Raw genomic sequence first — 15,693 nt, forward strand, 5'->3', positions numbered from 1 at the left:
TGTGCCTGGATGCCGGGTATACCGGCTCAAAAGACAAGGTTGAAAAAAGAGGCTATATCGCGCATATCCGTCCCCGATCTGAGGAAAAACAGGAGCTCTTGCGGAATCCCGATTTTAAAGCCCGGCGCTGGGTAGTAGAGGTTACGCATTCGTTCTTCAACCGTTTCCGCAAATTGCTGGTTCGTTTTGAAAAGAAAGCTGCAAACTACCTTGGTCTTCTGCATTTTGCCTGTGCAATTATTGTCTGGCGTAAATTGATTCGAGTCCATATCTAATTTATGGATAGGCTCTAAGCTGCATAATCTGCATTGGTATGTGCAGGGAAGTGCGTTTTTTACGCTGCATGCAAAATTTGAAGAACTGTACGACCATACCGCAGATGTCATCGACGAAGTTGCGGAACGCCTGCTGGCTTTGGGCCAGGCACCGATCGCAAACTTGAAGCAGGCCCTTGACATTGCTACGATTAAAGAACTGAACAGCGCACCGATTACTTCCGAAGAATCGATCCATCAGCTTTGCACCGATGTTGAGTACTGGGTACGGGATACAAAAGAACTCGTTGCGTTAGCGGAAGAGGAGAAGGATTCTGTCACTGCAGACCTTTTCAATGGATATCTGGAGCATTACGAAAAACTGCTTTGGATGCTGCGTGCCTATCAGGCATAATCCGATTGCAGTAACGTACTGAAAAATCGGCCCTTGCTGCCTCGCTGTAAGCGTGGTGACAAGGGCCGATCTGTTTTTTAGGATCATTGAAAGCAGTGCTAATGCAGAAAACGCTTCTTTGTGAAAAGCTGCCGCCAGGGAGGGAAAGCAGCTCATTGAGACAGAAGAGTTCCTCATCTCAAAATCCGGCGGGATCATGGAACCATGCGATCCTCTATTCGGACTCAAGGGATTTTTTGATTTGAGAAATGGAGAGGCCGTCGTCCTTCATCTGCTTGATCCATTGAATACGTTCTATGGCTTTGGTTCGCTTGTATCGGCGCGTCAGATTTTCTTCCTCCTGCTCGAAGGGCAGCATGCCTTCCTCGGTGTAGTATTTCAGGGTGCTGTATCTTGCGCCTGTCAGCCTGACCAATTCCCCGATGGTGACATATTCCGCGGCCTGTATTACATCCAGCTTTCTTTGCCTTGACAAGAGCTGTCACCTCCATGTTAGGAACCGGCGCTGCTGCCGACGGAGGCCATTACCGCGATCAGCGTGTCAATGTAATCGATCATTTTCTTGATCAGAGAGCCGGCTTCACTTTTTTTGATCTCTTCTATGCGGCGGTTCAGGGTGTCCGACTCGTATTTTGAAAAGTAGTTTTTGATCAAACCGCTTTTCTGCAGTAATGCGCCAAGCACAAGCGTTTCGTCATCTATCGGGCCGCCCTCCAGAAACTCTGCACGGATTTTCTCAACGGTTTTCCTTACCGCCTCCTGATTCGGCACATAGACGGGCCTGTTGTGAAACAGTCCACCTGTTTCGGGGGAAACGGCCTGCTGTTCCGCCATCGGCAGGCAGAGCGCGCGCAGAAATTCATCCGGGAGCTTATGGGACGAAAAGACATATTTGACCGCAAGGTCATATACTTTCAGAGGCTTGCGGTTCGTTAAGATGGCATAAAGCGGTTCCAGATGGGCTTGACTGCGATCCAGTTCCTTTAGGACAACGATTTTCTTTTCTTCGTTTATTGAAATCGTACCGGAATACAACAATTCTAAAAGTCCGCCCGCCACAAGGCATGTGATCATTTCTGTCTGCCGCAGCGCGGGGAGCGTCCCTTTCGGACTGAGTGCGCACAAAAGATACTCCTGCGTAAACGATAATTCTTTCATCTATGGCACCTCACATTCACTTATTGCTTACTACTTATTACTTACTGTTTATAGCATACTGTTTCTCGTGGCAAATGTCAAGGAGTATCGCAAACATGATTTTCAAACGCCATACCAAAGCAGAAATCGAACCGGACGAAAAAGGAAGGAGCGGCTTTTGCTTCTGGCTTTTTTATTCTTCCGACGGAAACAAGTTTTGACAGAAACAGCCGTTTTGAGCGGCTATAATAATTTTGCAGCGCAAAAAGGAGGGGGCGGGATGAAGCAGATTATCTATGTGGATGTATTGGTTGCCGTCAACCTTTTCGTCAACTACTTTTTGCTCTTAACGGTTGCCGGGTTCTTTCATATCTCCGCTTCACGGCTGCGTATGGTGCTGGGGGCGGCGATCGGAGCCCTCGGTTCCCTCGTGATTTTGCTTCCGTCGCTGCCGCCGCTTGTGTCTTTTTTGATCAAGCTGGTTCTTTCCGTCTTCATCGTCGTTACGGCGTTCGGCGCTCCGTCCTTGCTTTTCTTTCTGCGTACTGTCGGCGGGTTTTACCTGACCAGCTTCGGCTTTGCGGGGGCAATGCTGGCGCTGTGGTATCTGGCGGCGCCGAGCGGAATGATCATCAAAAACTCCGTGCTTTATTTCGATATTTCCCCGCTGATGCTGCTGGCCCTGACTGTTGTTTGCTATGCAGGGGTCTCCTTGCTGAACCGGCTCACCGGGCAGCGGCAGCCGACCGCGCTGTTCTGCTTTGTCACAGTCCGTGCGCAGGGGAAGAGTGTGCGTCTTACCACGAAAATCGATACGGGGAACAGCCTGAAAGAACCATTTTCCGGGTACCCGGTGATCGTGGCCGAATATCAGTGTGTACAGGAGCTGGTACCGCCCGCGGTACGCTCCTATCTGTTTGTGGCAGCGGGAGAAAAGCGGGGAGAGGTGCAGCCGGGGCTTCGTCTGGTGCCGTTTCGTGCGGTAGGGGGAGAGGGAATTTTGCCGGCGTTTCGGCCGGATTGCATTGAAATTCAGACAGCGAAAGAGAGGATTACAGTTCAGGAGGTGTACCTGGCTGTTTCCGCCCAGAAACTGGGCACAACAGGCTTCAGCGCTTTGCTGAACCCAGAACTGATCACACAAGGCAAGCGGATTGCCGGAAAGGAGAAATCGTTGTGAAAAGGGGAATGGAAAAACTGATTTCCGGAATCAGGGGGTGGCTGCTGCGGCTGCTCTGGCGCTTTTGGCCTGCAGCGGAGGTACACTACATAAACGGTCCGGAAACCTTGCCCCCGCCCCTGACGCCGGAACAGGAATCCATTGTGATGGACAATGTGCGTCAGGGCAGAGAAAACGCGCGCGAACCCCTGATAACCCATAATCTTCGCCTGGTCGTTTACATTGCGAAGAAGTTTGAGTCCAGCTCGGCCGGTGTGGAGGATCTGATTTCCATCGGGACGATCGGTCTGATCAAAGCGGTCAACACGTTTTGTCCGGAGAGGAACATCAAGCTGGCGACCTATGCGTCGCGCTGCATTGAAAACGAGATTCTGATGTACCTGAGGAAGAGCTCGCAGCTGAAAAACGAGATATCCATTGATGATCCCTTGAATGTGGATTGGGACGGCAATGAGCTTTTGCTGTCGGATGTACTCGGCAGCGATCAGGACACCGTCAATAAAGGAATTGAAAAGGAGGTGGAAAAGGATTTGCTGCTGGAAGCGGTCGGGCATCTTTCCTCCCGCGAGCAGCAGATCATGCAGCTTCGCTTTGGCCTGAACAATTGCCGCGAGCATACACAGAAGGAGGTTGCAGATACGCTCGGGATTTCACAATCCTATATTTCGCGGCTGGAAAAGCGGATTATTGAACGGCTGAAAAAAGACCTGGAACGGGTCGGGTAAATCAAAAAGCTCTTCGCTTTTGCGGAGAGCTTTTTTTATTGATTGAATAGACGAGAATCTTCTTATAAACCCATATTAATGTTTACTACAACCTCTCAAAAATGCCTTAAAATCAAGGCTTTCCACATATCGTCTCGTACCTTGTCTACTCTCTTGTATCATGGTTTTGTAAGACCGGGTACATTTTCAGGCACCACAATTGGAAAGAGGACAAGCGGAACAATATACTTTTAGATAGAGCTCTGATACTCCCGCCCGGTTATTGTACGATCCAACAAAGTTTTTTATGGGACTTGACATTTCATCACAAGATATTTATAATTAGAATTAATCTAATTCTAGATTTTACAGGAGTATCGCAATGACAAAAAACGCTAGAATGATTTTAGATGTGATTCAGCATTCCGATATGCATTTAACTGCCGAACAAATCTATTTACAACTAAAAGATTGTGATGCCAAGCTTGTCTTAGCAACGGTTTATAACAATCTCAATTTGCTATATAAAGAGGGGCTGATTAAGAAGGTGTCCATAGAAGGCTATCCCGACAGATTTGATAAGGCAACGAAGCATGACCATTTGGTTTGTAAATATTGTGGGAAGTTATCTGATATCTGCCTGGATGATTTAACAGAACGACTGAATGCTCAATTGGAAGAACCCATTCTGGACTATGACTTGAAAATACACTACATCTGTCCGGAGTGTAAGCAAAAACAGCACCCCCAGGGGAGCAAGCCGGAAATCATATAGGTCGCACAGCAAAAGGAAAATTGCTTGGACAATATCAATTTTAAAGGAGGAATTTTTATGCGTTCAATTACCAGATTAAACATCCAGTATGCCCATCGTTTTTTGAATTATGAAGGGGAAGCACAGTATCTTCACGGACATACCGGGCTGCTTACCATCGAAGTCGATGGTGATGTCGATGCCAGAACGGGATTTGTTTATCCCTGTAACAGCATCAAACGGATTGCCTGGGATTTTCTGAAAAACTTTGACCATGCTCTGATTTTACAGGAAGAAGATCCGCTGCTGCCGGAAATTCTCAAAGTTTACGAGGCACAAGGGATTCGAAATGGCGCCGAAACGAATACGATGGTCGGGGAACCTTTTGAAAACGAATTGGCGAAAGCTTATCCAGAGTGTCGTTTGGTCGTTGTCAAAAAAGTTGCTACCTGCGAGAATCTGATCGAGGTATTCCATAGCCTTTTGAAAGATAAGCTCAATATCAAGAAAATGACTTTTGCGTCCGGCGACAACTGCGCTTCTGCAAAGTTTTAATCTTGAACGAAATTCCGATGCTGCAAAGTAAAGGAAGGATCGTCTGCACACATTTTAAAGATTATAACAAAACATGGCGGCATCTTCTGATGCCGCCATGTTTTGTTATTTTATGCTGCCGTGCAGGCTAGCTTTCCTGTAAGAAGGGCAGGATGACCCGGTATTCGTCCAGCAGGCGCTCCATCAGGTATCTTCCGCGGTTTGCGGGACTGGTGGAGGGCAAAGGGATAAACGGCAGAGATATTGTGGGCAGCCAGGCGGAGCGGTAAAAAGAAGCCGCTTTGCCGCCGGTGGTAAACACTGCCCGAAGCTTGGCCGTCTGCAGAATCGGAGTCAGGTCATTCAGGGCCGGTTCCGAAATACTGGAATCGTCCGCCCCCTCAATGGAACAGCTTTTCAGTACGTCCCACAGGGCGATTCTGTTTTCGAGAAGAAAATCCGTTTTTTCCTGATTCGTTTTTGGGAGATCGCAGCCGAGCAAAGCCGACAGCACCGGCCAGAATCGGTTCTGCGGGTGGGCATAATAAAAAGCCTGCTCCCTGGATTTTGGGGACGGGATCGAACCGAGAATCAGAATTTTGGAGTTTTCATTAAAAATAGGGGGGATGGTATGTTCAACAATGCTTTTCATGCAGTGTCTGCTTTGCCAGATCCAGCAAAGCCTCCTTTTCATTTGGAATTTTTCCGTTGATGACTGCATCCAGCAGCCGTGTCAGTAGCGCGCCTACCTTTGGCCCGGGAGGGATGCCGAGAGCAATCAGGTCATTCCCGCTCACATCTAAATCCTTTAGGGAAAAGCACTGCCGCTCCGACAAAATCTGTTCCAAAATCGGGAGTACGGCGTCAATCTGATTCAGCCGGTCACAGTAAGCGGGATTCTGGGCAAGGCTGTCCGCCCGTTTGATCTCCAGCAGGGCGCGAAAATCCTCTTCTCCCATCCGGTTCAGCCGCCGGCGGATCCATGCGGCGCAGGGCTGCAGGGGCATGTCGTGTATGCGGACCAGCGAGCTGACCCGGCGGATGGTCTTTCCGTCCAGCCGAAGCCGGTGGAGCGCCTGCTCTGCCAGCTGAACGCTGACCGCGCCGTGCCCGTAAAAATGCCCGACTCCCTTTTTGTCACTGGTAAAGGTGTGGGGTTTGCCGCTGTCGTGTAGCAAAATGGCAAGACGAAGCACAGGGTCGGCCGGCGTTGCATCCAATGCGTGCAGCGTGTGCTCCCAAACGTCGTAAATATGGTGGGGATTGTGCTGCTCAAAGCCGATCATCGGCAAAACTTCCGGCAGAATCTGCCCGATGACCAGGGGGAATTCCCGCAGAATCTGCGCGGCATTTTGGCCGCACAGCAGCTTGACCAGCTCTGTGCTGATCCTTTCTTTGGCGATGTTGTCCAGCAGTTCCCGATGGGTGTTCATGCTCTGTGCGGTTTTTTCGTCAGGATGGAATCCGAGCACGGCGCAAAAGCGCAATCCGCGCAGAATCCGCAAAGCGTCCTCTTCAAAACGGTGGTCGGGGTCTCCCACGCACCGCAGAATCTTTTGCCGCAGGTCCTCCTGTCCGCCAAAGCAATCGATCAATCCGTTCTGCTCGGAATAGGCCATGGCGTTGATCGTGAAATCCCTGCGGGACAGATCGTCCGTCAGGCTGCCGGTAAAGCAGACGCTGTCCGGCCGCCTGTTGTCGGAGTATGTGCCGTCGATGCGGTAGGTGGTGATTTCCACTGCCATCCCGCCGGAAAGCGCGGTAACGGTGCCGTGCTTCAGGCCGGTTTCCAGCAGCCTCAGGTCAGACAGAGCCAGCTTCACTTCCTCCGGCTTGGCCGAGGTGGTGATGTCCCAGTCTTTTGGGGAAAGGCCGAGCAGGCTGTCCCGAACGCATCCGCCCACGACAGAGGCTTCATATCCTGCCCTATTGAAGCGATGCAGAATTTCCTGCACCGGAAAAGGAATATCCAGTTTCATAAGTACGCCTACTTTCTGTAAGCAGATATCGTGAAATATTTGAATGTTATCTTTACCTTATTCTGTTTTGATAACCAAATTATGAAGTGGTTTCTTTACAGCGATATCACAGAGCTTCTGCTGGCGCAGGCCTGCCCCGGCATGAGGAGCAGGTTCTGCGCCAGCAGAATTTCTATACGGAGAATCCGTAGAAAAAATTCATTCTTTTACATTTTTATATTGATTATACCATAAAAAGCAGACTGCGTTAATAAGTCAGCCCTACTTTTGTCATGACATCCCCAATCAGCATCAAAATACTCGGAATGGGCACTTCCAGATTGCGCAGGATGGCTACAGAGCACACGATCACGAATAAAACGCCGTAAATGATCAGATCGCGCTTGTTCTTTTCCCGGATCAAAGGGGGAAGATCGATGGCGAGAATGATGAGAAAAACCAATATCAGTAAAAACATAGCCCGTCTCCTTTCTTTCAAACGGACTGGGACCGGTAAGACCCGGAGCCGGAGGACTTGGGTCTGGACTGCGATTGAGAATCCCGGCCCTGCTTTGCTCCGGATGACGAACCGGATTTTGGCTGGGATTTGGAATCCCCCTGTTCCTTGGAATCTGAGGGTGATTTGGAATCCGACTGCTTCCCTGAGCCGGAAGGGGATTTTGAGCCTGATTGTGATCCGGATTGTGACCCGGAACCGGACTGCGGTGCGGCTGCGGATTTTGATTCGGAGGAACCGCTTTGGTTCTCACTCCCGGTTTGTCTTTTGCGGGTCATTCCGCGGAATTTGGCAACGATCAAAGTGACCAGCGGCAGAATGATCTCAAAGATCGGCCAGACCAGCGGGACGATTTTCTGCCCGGATTCATTATGGGCCAGAGAGTTCGGGTACAGAATAAAGCCGGAGGTGACCGCCAAAGCACCGATCAGCAGAATCAGGCGGCGGTGATCCTGAAAACGCAAAATCTGTTTTGCACTGATTACCGTCACATAATAAAGCCATGTGACTTTGAAAAATAACAGCGCAATCAGAATAAAGGCGAATACAATTTCCATGCGGCTGAGTGTCTGGGTGACGCTGACCATGCGCAGCGTCTCGAAAGATGGCATGGAAAACAGAGAAATCGTATTCCCAAGCACGGCGATGTCGCGCATGATAACGAGCAGGATCGTGATGCAGCCGATGACGACCCCGCCAAAAATGATGGGAAAGAAGCCGTGTTTTCCGGTTTGTACATGATTTGTCGTCATTAAAAAGATGATGACTTCAGCAAATGGAATCGTAACGACGATATTGGTGGCTTGAACATACTTTTTTGGCTGCAAATCCATTGTAGGCAAAAAGTTTTCAAAATCCATCAGGTTCATGGTAAGAATAATCGTCGCGATGACAATCAATAGGGAAATCATCGTCATCAAAAAGCCGTACTTTACCATTTGGCGCAGCCCGCCCACATAAACGGCCCAGGCCGAAGTCATAAGAAAGGTAATCGAGAGAACGACCAGCGGTGTCTGGGGCATGATGGTCGCTTTGACAAACTCGCTTAAATCGCTCAGGTTTAGTGAGGTTAAAATGAAAAAGAACAGTACATACAATCCGCAGAAAAAATTGCCCAGGTATTTTCCGTACACGGTCTGCAGAATCCCGAACAGATTTTTGGAGGGGAAGCTTTCAATCAGTCTGGCGTATATCCAAACCACAGGGCAGCAGATGATCAGGGCAAACAGAACGATTACCCAGGAGTCCTGACGGGTGATCGAAACAAAGAAAGAGGACAGCAGGGACGAAGACTGAATATAGCAAGCCACGGCAAACATAAAATCCAGACCGTGGACCTTTTTCGATTCCGCTTTCATTCATGACCCTCTCTCATATTCAAAGATTCCGAAATTTTACCGCTGGAGCCCAGATTGGTTTCTACCTCCAGTTCCAATCGGATTTTGGGGTAGATGCTGGCCCAGGCGTCCTCCATCGTTTTCCACTCTTTCGGGTGGTATTTGTGAATATGGGCGCCGATTCCGTAAATATCGGCCTGCAGGCGCTGCGACTCTGCAAAGCAGGCTTTGATTTTGGTTTCCAGGTTCTCTTTCGCCTTTTCATTGACCAGTGAAATCACTTTGTTGATATCCATGCTGCGAAAATTCTGCAGGGCGCCGATGGAGAGGGTTGTATTGACCTTTAGCTTAAAGGTGATATTCCCTTGATTATCGAGCTGAATTTCCTGCTTGCAGATAGATTTCGTGATTTTTAAATCTGCGTTGCCAAGCTCTGTTATAATCTCAACGCTGCCGCCGTTGACTTCTCCCATGCTGAGAATATAGCCCTGCATTTGATACATATCCATCATTCCAACCAGAACGTCGTCCTTAAAAACGGCCATACCGCTGAAATTAAGGATCTGCAGGCCATCCTCTTCTTTCCGTTCCACTACCAGCGTTACAGGAGCGGTCGAACGATCCACCAGACGAGCGGTGAACTGCAGCATGTTAGTGCTGGAATAAGGGGAAATTGCCCGCTCGTTCATAATCATTCTGGATAGGGCGACGGACGGGATTTTGTCCTGCACGGTTTCGGTGGTCAGAATGGATCTCGCGTCGTTTTTGGCGACCACAACCCAAACTTCCATGCGAGTTTCCGTATTTCGCATAAAGCTGTCCAGATATGGTTTTACCCCGGACTTCGCCACATCGCTGCCGAAGATAATCACCTGATTATGCTGTAAAAAAAGCTGACGGCTGTTTCCATACCGAAGCGAATCGATTCCGCCCAGAACAAATCGATCTTGCGCTTCCCGGATCAAATAGGGAGCAGATTCCCCTCCGCCGCCCTCTTTTTTTGAGCCGTTCTGAACCGATGCGATCTGGAAGCTGAGATCCAGGTTTCCGGGTTCCTTGCTCGAATCGATTCCTACGCCGGTGACAATGGAAAGACTGTCCAGCTCCCTGTTGTCCCAGCATCCTGTTGTGCACAGAAGAGTGCTGCACAAAAGCACAGCGAAAACAAGCTTGAGCTTTTGTCTCATGATCCATCCCCCTCTGTTCCGGAATTAGACATTCCGCCGCTGGCGCTTGCAGTAGGGCGGGGATCGGGAGGAATGAAAAATTTTCTGCGCGTCATATCGTTCTTTGCAATACGCGCCGGGCGCTTTGTCATGAACCACAAGGGCATGCGGACAACGCTGTCCTCCAGGTCTCTTGAAAACGAGAGGCCATTAAAATAGGTAACGCCAAAGGAGGAAAGCGAACCCAAATGAACCAGAAGACCCAAAAAGCACAGGCAGATTCCGTAGCCCCCCAGCGCGGCGGCAAAGGCCATTGTGATCAGGCGCAAAAGCGACATGGAGTCGTTCTGCTCCGGGACGATAAAACCGGCCACAGTGGTCAGCGCGATCGTGATGACCATCGGCGCGCCCACCAGACCGGCGGAAACGGCAGCATCACCCATAATCAGCGCGCCGACGATACTGACGGCCTGGCCGACCGGGCGCGGCAGCCGCAGACCGGCCTCCCGCAATATTTCAAAGGAGAAAATCATGATGAGCGCTTCAAAAAATGCGGGGAACGGAGTACCCTCGCGCGCGCTTGCGATCGTCAGCAGCAAAGTCGTCGGGATCAGCTCCTGATGATAGGTGGTCAGCGCAATATAAATCGCGGGGAAAAAGACAGAGATGAAGTAGGCGATATAGCGCAGCATGCGCATCAGGCTGGCAAACAGCGGGCGGATATAGTAATCCTCCGCGGTCTGGAAGGTTTCGATAAACAACAGGGGAGCGGTCAGCACAAAGGGGCTGCCGTCCGTAATGATGGCGACTCTGCCTTCCAGTATTTTCGCCGCGGCCACATCCGGCTTTTCGGTGTACCCCACAGTGGCGAAAATCGAAAATGGGGAATCCTCAATGTATTCCTCCAAATATCCGGCATCCAGAACAGAGTCCACATCCAGCCGTGACAGTCTGTCGCGTACCTCTTGTACCACCTGCGGATTCGCAACGCCTTCCAGATACGAAATACACACGTTGGTCAGGGTCTTTCGTCCAATCGTCATCTGCTCCATGCGCAGGCTGGGGCTTTTGATTTTTCGGCGCAGCAGAGAAGTGTTTGTCCGAAAATTTTCAGTAAAGCCTTCTCGCGGGCCGCGCACGACGGATTCTGTCTCCGGCTCGGTAACGCCGCGCTTTTCCCAGCCCTTGGCGCTGACGCTCAGGCCGACCGCGCATTCTTCTACCAATAGCACGGCGTCGCCGGACAGGATTCCGGCAGCCACCTGCGAAAGCTTCAGCAAAATCTGTGTATCGCCGGAGCAAAGGACTTTTTCCCTCAGCTGGCTGATGCGTTCTCTTCCATCCTGCCGGGAAGACGGGACGGTGTATTCCATCGATAAAATGGGGTACAGGATTTCGTCTGAAATCACCTTCTGGTTGATCATTCCGTCCACAAACAGCAGTGCGGCAGGGCACTCCCTGTTCTTGCCGAGACGAAACCGGTGTATTTTGATGTCACCGCTTTTTCCCAGCAGATTTTCAATGTATGTCAAATTCTCCTCAAGCTGATCCGTTATTTCCGGATCCTTGGGATCCTTTTTCTTTTCCGGTTCCTGTTTTTTTTCGCTTTTCTGCTGCGTGCTGCTGTTCTGGCGGTGGCTGTAAAAGCCGATTTTACGTTGAAGCAGATCCCATATCATGGATGTTCCTTCCTTTCCCAAGGATATTTTTCTAGTATTGCAGAAAAGAATAGAATCATACGGAATCGTGACCAGCGGTGCTCATTTTTCTTGTTTGCTGTCTTTTTTGCACCATATATATGATGTGTATTGACATTCAGCACAAGATAGTGTATATTAATAACAGAATCCGAGAAGGGGGGATCTACATGAACGAGAACGTCACCGTTACCGGCGGAGTATTGGATGAAAAGGAACTGATGAACTACATTCAGCATGTACATGAGAGTCATCCGGGCCGGCACATCAAGTCTATGGAAGTAGAGCTCGACGGAGAGTATGTCAATTTGAAATATGAACTTGAACCGGTACCTTTTGATCGAATTCGGCGAATTACCGGTTATTTGGTGGGCGGCACAGACCGCTGGAATGACGCGAAACTGGCCGAGCTGAACGACCGTGTGGTTCACGGCATGGGCAGATCTTTCTCATAACAACCTGTCAAAAACATAGAACCCACCGAATAACGGGTGGTCACATAAGCGAACAAGCACCGATACCGCCGTTTGCAGGTGGTATCGGTGCTTGTTTTTGAAAGAACCGGAACAACAAGCATAGCAAGTGCAGCTGCATATCCGTAAAACGTTCAGTTAAGAGGCTCCCAAACCCTGTGCTCTTTTGCAGAGGCAGTCTCAAAAGGCTTTTGTTGTTTTATCATCGGCATGATGGGTGAAATGATGCTGTCGTGATAAAATAGTGTGCATGAAATAAAAAAGCTCACAATGAAGGTAATGTGCCTCTATGGGGATTCGATGTTTTTTACATGCAAAAGTCGAGCATTCCCAAAGCAGCTTTGTTATGATGTAAAAGCGAAAGGAGGGAAGGCTATGCTGCAGGAACTGAACCGCGCGATTGAGTATATCGAAGAGCATTTGACTGACGAACTGTATTTGGAAAAAATTTCTGAACATGTCGGAATCTCAGATTATCACTTTAGGACGGTGTTCTTTTATCTTGCTGGAATGACATTGAGTGAGTATGTAAAAAGCAGAAGGTTGTCGCAGGCCAATCAAGATTTGCTGATGGGAGAAAAAGTCACGGACATTGCCTATAAATATGGCTACGGGTCAATGGATGGCTTTGCCCGTGCGTTCAAAAAATGGAGCGGCTTTTTGCCCTCGGATGCAGTCAAAAAAAGAATCAGCAAGCCTTTCCCCAAGCTTTCGTTTGTCATCACAATCAAAGGGGGAAATACAATGGAATGTAGAATCGAAGAAAAGCCGGCGTTTTATCTGGCTGGTGTAAGCAAGCGCGTTCCCATGCAATTTGAAGGCGTCAACAATGCGATTGTAGACCTTGCAATGAGCATTACCAACGAACAAAGAGAAGAAATGCACGCGCTGCAGAACATGGAGCCTCATCAAATCGTCAACGCCTCTTATGAAGCAGACGCCGGCTTTTTGAAAGAGGAAGGTGAGCTGACCCATCTGATTGGTGTACTGACCACAAAAGAGGAGGTAAGTGACCGATTGGTGAAAGTTCCGGTAGAAGCCTGCGTTTGGGCAGTTTTTCCGAATGAGGGGCCGTTCCCCTTCACGCTGCAAAATACCATGGCGCGAATCTATTCCGAATGGCTGCCCACTTCCGATTATGAAGTCCTTAACATGCCTGCTTTTTCCTTTTCAAAAATGGATGAGCGTAAAAAGGATTACGCTTACAGCGAAGTTTGGACACCGGTTCGGAAGAAAAAATGAATTTGTTTGCGTAGCATCTGCTTTCGCAATCGAAGGCGTAAAACGGCGAGGAAACATCCTCGCCGTTTTATTGCTTTGTTCTATTGACACTCTTTACTGGCGGATTCTTTTGTATATTACAAAGGAAAAGGGAGCCAACCGATGGTTGGCTCCCTTTTCTAAAACACCCATGCAATCAAATTCCAAAAGCATCGCCCGAATCTTTTGGAACACATGGGATATTTTTATCAGACCCCCGCCAGAACGGGTCACTCCTGCAGAGCAGAAGTTTATGTATATGCCACAATAATAGCACGATTTTATCACGCTGTCAATTCTTTTTACACAAATCCAACTCGATTTTAATTGCCTCCATCACCTGTTCCCAGGGCGGAGTTTTTGTATCGATCACGTCGATCCGATTGCTCAGGCGATTCTTTGAGATGCAGCGCATTTGCTCTACGAGAATGACTCCCCGCACGGGGCAATCCGGCTTTAAACGGCGGATATAAATGTGGGTGGGCAGCTTTGCTTTTGTCTCGTCGGTGATCGGCGCCACAATCGTAGTGGGGCTGTGCAGGTTGCCCTTGTCGTTTTGCAGTACGATGGCCGGTCGGAATTTATCCTGTTCAGACCCAATGTTCCGGCCGAAGTTACAGTGGTAAATCTCTCCCTTTTTCACGACCAGTGAATTCGGTGGGTTGCGAAACTTGTATTTGTACTTTTCCTCAAACCACAGCGCATAATCGGTGACCTCGGCCAGCCATCGGGCACTGTGATTTTTCAGCCTGCCGTCTTCGGAAATCATCTGTAAAAGCCGCGCAAACGTATCTCTGATATCCTGCATCCTCGCTTTTTCTGTGTCAGCCGGCACCAAAGGCCCCCCTTTTATCAAAATCATCAGACCCACGCTTTTTTCAGCGGCGGGTTGCCAAATGGGAATACAAAATGAGTGATGGGTACAATTTTCCATCATTTTGATCAAATAATCCCTGTGCGCCGCTCGGTTCGGCCAGGCCAGATCGGCAATGCGCAAAATCAATTTTGTAAACTCAATGGATTGCATTCTTCTTTCATCTATATTACGACAACTTTTCATTCTAGTAAATATGTTTCTGGATTATTCAGCGATATTCTTTGAATATTTTTGATTCGCCCTGCTTTTTATATGAAAAATCTGCCGCAAAGAGGGCCCCTAAAATTTTAACATTCAGTCAAAATCTTGCCTTGCTGCTCATAGAATGAAGTATCACAATTGAATCAGCAATGTGCTTAGAAACGGCGGTTTCTCCTTTGTGCAGGCGGGGAGAAACCGGCTTCATTCTGAAAGCCGCATGCTGTAACAGAAAATTCAGCAGCAAACGGAGGGGCTGGACATGTCGTTTGGATTGGCGCTTTCAGGCGGGGGAATTCGCGGGGCGGCGCATGTAGGGGTGCTTTTGGCGCTGGAGGAGGCGGGTATGGTGCCCGACTCGATTGCGGGCGCCAGCGCGGGAGGAATTGTGGCAGGGCTCTACGCGGCAGGGTATTCCGCGCACGAGCTGCGCGGGATTGTGCAGGAGCTGGTAGGGGGAGGGCGTTCTCTGCTGGACCCGGACTACTTGGGACTGCTGCGGGCGGTGCCGCAGCTGCTGACCGGCAGAGAGGTGAAGCTTTCGGGATTTTTAAAGGGCAATCGGCTGGAGGATTACCTGTGCGGGCTGACAGGCGGAAAGATGATGCGCGATCTGAATATGCTCACGGTGATTCCCTGTGCGGATCTCACCTCCGGCCTGACGATCGCGTGCACCAGTCATTTGCGCGGCGTTCAGCAGATGGAGCGTGTGCGCTGGAGCTCGGGCCTACGCATCTGCGAGGTGCTGCGGGCTACCTCGGCGGTGCCGGCTGTGTTCCGCCCGAAGCTGATTGGCGATCTCTGCCTGGTTGACGGCGGCGTGACGGATGTGCTGCCGGTGAATCTTCTGATCGCCGCAGGGGAACCAAATGTGCTGGCGGTAGATGTGGGTAAGGAGTACCGCATGCCGGAGCAGATCAATATCTGGGAGGTGGCTACCCACTCTCTGTCTGTGATGCAGGAGCGTTTGCAGGAGTGTGTGGCGCACGGTGAGAAACTGCAGCTGATTCCGCACCTGCCGGATCACACCCGGCTTCTGGACTTCGGCAAAATGGAAGCCTGCATGGAGGCGGGCTATGAGGAAACAAAGCGGAAAATGCCTGAGATCAAGCGTTTGTTTTCCCCGTCGTACCCCGGTTCCCGGCGGGTGTTCCGTACCCGGCCTTAGGCCGTTAGGGGTACTGTGCTTTAAAAGAAAAAACATGTCGTTCATCGGTTAGACCGATCTTCTT

Annotated in this window: 17 protein-coding genes and 1 pseudogene; 9 read left to right on the top strand and 9 right to left on the bottom strand. The window is 49.8% G+C overall.

Translation table 11 applies throughout. The features are described from left to right. Both HMPREF1141_RS05565 and HMPREF1141_RS05570 read left to right on the top strand, forming a co-directional pair. Positions 1-275 (top strand): transposase (locus HMPREF1141_RS05565; RefSeq protein ID WP_009060949.1); only part of this gene is annotated, 275 nt, incomplete at its 5' end. A 28-nt stretch (positions 276-303) separates the two neighbouring features. Then, positions 304-669 carry a DNA starvation/stationary phase protection protein gene (locus tag HMPREF1141_RS05570; protein ID WP_278245193.1) on the top strand — a complete coding sequence of 122 codons (366 nt, stop codon included), beginning with the start codon at positions 304-306 and terminating at the stop codon, positions 667-669. Between the two features lie 214 nt (positions 670-883). On the opposite strand, the gene HMPREF1141_RS05575 is transcribed toward HMPREF1141_RS05570, so the two are convergent. Both HMPREF1141_RS05575 and HMPREF1141_RS05580 read right to left on the bottom strand, forming a co-directional pair. Beyond that, entirely contained in the window at positions 884-1,144 is a 261-nt protein-coding gene (locus tag HMPREF1141_RS05575; protein ID WP_009061982.1) for a helix-turn-helix domain-containing protein, read from the bottom strand. Between the two features lie 17 nt (positions 1,145-1,161). After that, on the bottom strand, positions 1,162-1,827 hold the full coding sequence (locus HMPREF1141_RS05580; protein WP_009061972.1) for a GPP34 family phosphoprotein: 666 nt from the start codon (positions 1,825-1,827) through the stop codon (positions 1,162-1,164). A gap of 259 nt (positions 1,828-2,086) precedes the next feature. On the opposite strand from HMPREF1141_RS05580, the gene HMPREF1141_RS05585 reads away from it, so the two are divergent. From HMPREF1141_RS05585 to HMPREF1141_RS05600, 4 genes and pseudogenes are all read left to right on the top strand, one after another. After that, positions 2,087-2,986: a sigma-E processing peptidase SpoIIGA gene (locus tag HMPREF1141_RS05585; protein WP_009062002.1), complete on the top strand. Its 900-nt coding sequence runs from the start codon at positions 2,087-2,089 to the stop codon at positions 2,984-2,986. After that, positions 2,983-3,711 carry an RNA polymerase sporulation sigma factor SigE gene (gene sigE / locus HMPREF1141_RS05590; RefSeq protein ID WP_009062008.1) on the top strand — a complete coding sequence of 243 codons (729 nt, stop codon included), beginning with the start codon at positions 2,983-2,985 and terminating at the stop codon, positions 3,709-3,711. Before HMPREF1141_RS05585 ends, sigE begins: the two co-directional genes overlap by 4 nt. A 361-nt stretch (positions 3,712-4,072) precedes the next feature. Further along, positions 4,073-4,465, top strand: a complete 393-nt coding sequence (locus tag HMPREF1141_RS05595; protein WP_009061998.1) for a Fur family transcriptional regulator — start codon at positions 4,073-4,075, stop codon at positions 4,463-4,465. A gap of 57 nt (positions 4,466-4,522) precedes the next feature. Beyond that, positions 4,523-4,996 (top strand): annotated as a pseudogene (locus tag HMPREF1141_RS05600) (6-carboxytetrahydropterin synthase); the annotation flags it as partial. Positions 4,997-5,126: 130 nt separating this feature from the next. Here the strand turns inward: HMPREF1141_RS05600 and HMPREF1141_RS05605 are convergent. From HMPREF1141_RS05605 to HMPREF1141_RS05630, 6 genes are all read right to left on the bottom strand, one after another. Further along, positions 5,127-5,630 carry a DNA-deoxyinosine glycosylase gene (locus tag HMPREF1141_RS05605; protein WP_009061992.1) on the bottom strand — a complete coding sequence of 168 codons (504 nt, stop codon included), beginning with the start codon at positions 5,628-5,630 and terminating at the stop codon, positions 5,127-5,129. Beyond that, the gene (locus HMPREF1141_RS05610) at positions 5,614-6,957 is read right to left on the bottom strand and encodes an HD domain-containing protein (RefSeq protein ID WP_009061978.1); all 1,344 of its coding nucleotides are present in this window, start codon (positions 6,955-6,957) and stop codon (positions 5,614-5,616) included. The genes HMPREF1141_RS05605 and HMPREF1141_RS05610 overlap by 17 nt, the downstream gene beginning before the upstream one ends. Positions 6,958-7,204: 247 nt before the next feature. Next, complete coding sequence (locus HMPREF1141_RS05615) at positions 7,205-7,414, bottom strand: hypothetical protein (protein WP_009062003.1); 210 nt, start codon at positions 7,412-7,414, stop codon at positions 7,205-7,207. 17 nt (positions 7,415-7,431) lie between these two features. Further along, on the bottom strand, positions 7,432-8,811 hold the full coding sequence (locus tag HMPREF1141_RS05620) for an endospore germination permease (RefSeq protein WP_009061984.1): 1,380 nt from the start codon (positions 8,809-8,811) through the stop codon (positions 7,432-7,434). Then, entirely contained in the window at positions 8,808-9,977 is a 1,170-nt protein-coding gene (locus HMPREF1141_RS05625) for a Ger(x)C family spore germination protein (RefSeq protein ID WP_009061996.1), read from the bottom strand. The genes HMPREF1141_RS05620 and HMPREF1141_RS05625 overlap by 4 nt, the downstream gene beginning before the upstream one ends. Then, positions 9,974-11,635 carry a spore germination protein gene (locus tag HMPREF1141_RS05630; RefSeq protein WP_009062004.1) on the bottom strand — a complete coding sequence of 554 codons (1,662 nt, stop codon included), beginning with the start codon at positions 11,633-11,635 and terminating at the stop codon, positions 9,974-9,976. Before HMPREF1141_RS05630 ends, HMPREF1141_RS05625 begins: the two co-directional genes overlap by 4 nt. A 188-nt stretch (positions 11,636-11,823) precedes the next feature. Between HMPREF1141_RS05630 and nrdD the strand changes: the two genes are divergently transcribed. Both nrdD and HMPREF1141_RS05640 read left to right on the top strand, forming a co-directional pair. After that, the gene (gene nrdD / locus HMPREF1141_RS05635; RefSeq protein ID WP_009062007.1) at positions 11,824-12,108 is read left to right on the top strand and encodes an anaerobic ribonucleoside-triphosphate reductase; all 285 of its coding nucleotides are present in this window, start codon (positions 11,824-11,826) and stop codon (positions 12,106-12,108) included. Positions 12,109-12,501: 393 nt separating this feature from the next. Further along, positions 12,502-13,368, top strand: a complete 867-nt coding sequence (locus HMPREF1141_RS05640) for an AraC family transcriptional regulator (RefSeq protein WP_009061980.1) — start codon at positions 12,502-12,504, stop codon at positions 13,366-13,368. Between the two features lie 310 nt (positions 13,369-13,678). Here HMPREF1141_RS05640 and HMPREF1141_RS16840 read toward each other — a convergent pair whose 3' ends face one another. After that, the gene (locus tag HMPREF1141_RS16840) at positions 13,679-14,221 is read right to left on the bottom strand and encodes a type II toxin-antitoxin system PemK/MazF family toxin (protein WP_147584717.1); all 543 of its coding nucleotides are present in this window, start codon (positions 14,219-14,221) and stop codon (positions 13,679-13,681) included. Positions 14,222-14,723: 502 nt separating this feature from the next. Between HMPREF1141_RS16840 and HMPREF1141_RS05650 the strand changes: the two genes are divergently transcribed. Continuing rightward, positions 14,724-15,629 (top strand): patatin-like phospholipase family protein, encoded by a 906-nt coding sequence (locus tag HMPREF1141_RS05650; RefSeq protein WP_009061990.1) that lies wholly within the window; start codon positions 14,724-14,726, stop codon positions 15,627-15,629. Positions 15,630-15,693 lie beyond the last annotated feature (64 nt).

Source organism: Clostridium sp. MSTE9 (genome assembly GCF_000277625.1).
GTDB lineage: Bacteria > Bacillota > Clostridia > Oscillospirales > Acutalibacteraceae > Faecalispora > Faecalispora jeddahensis.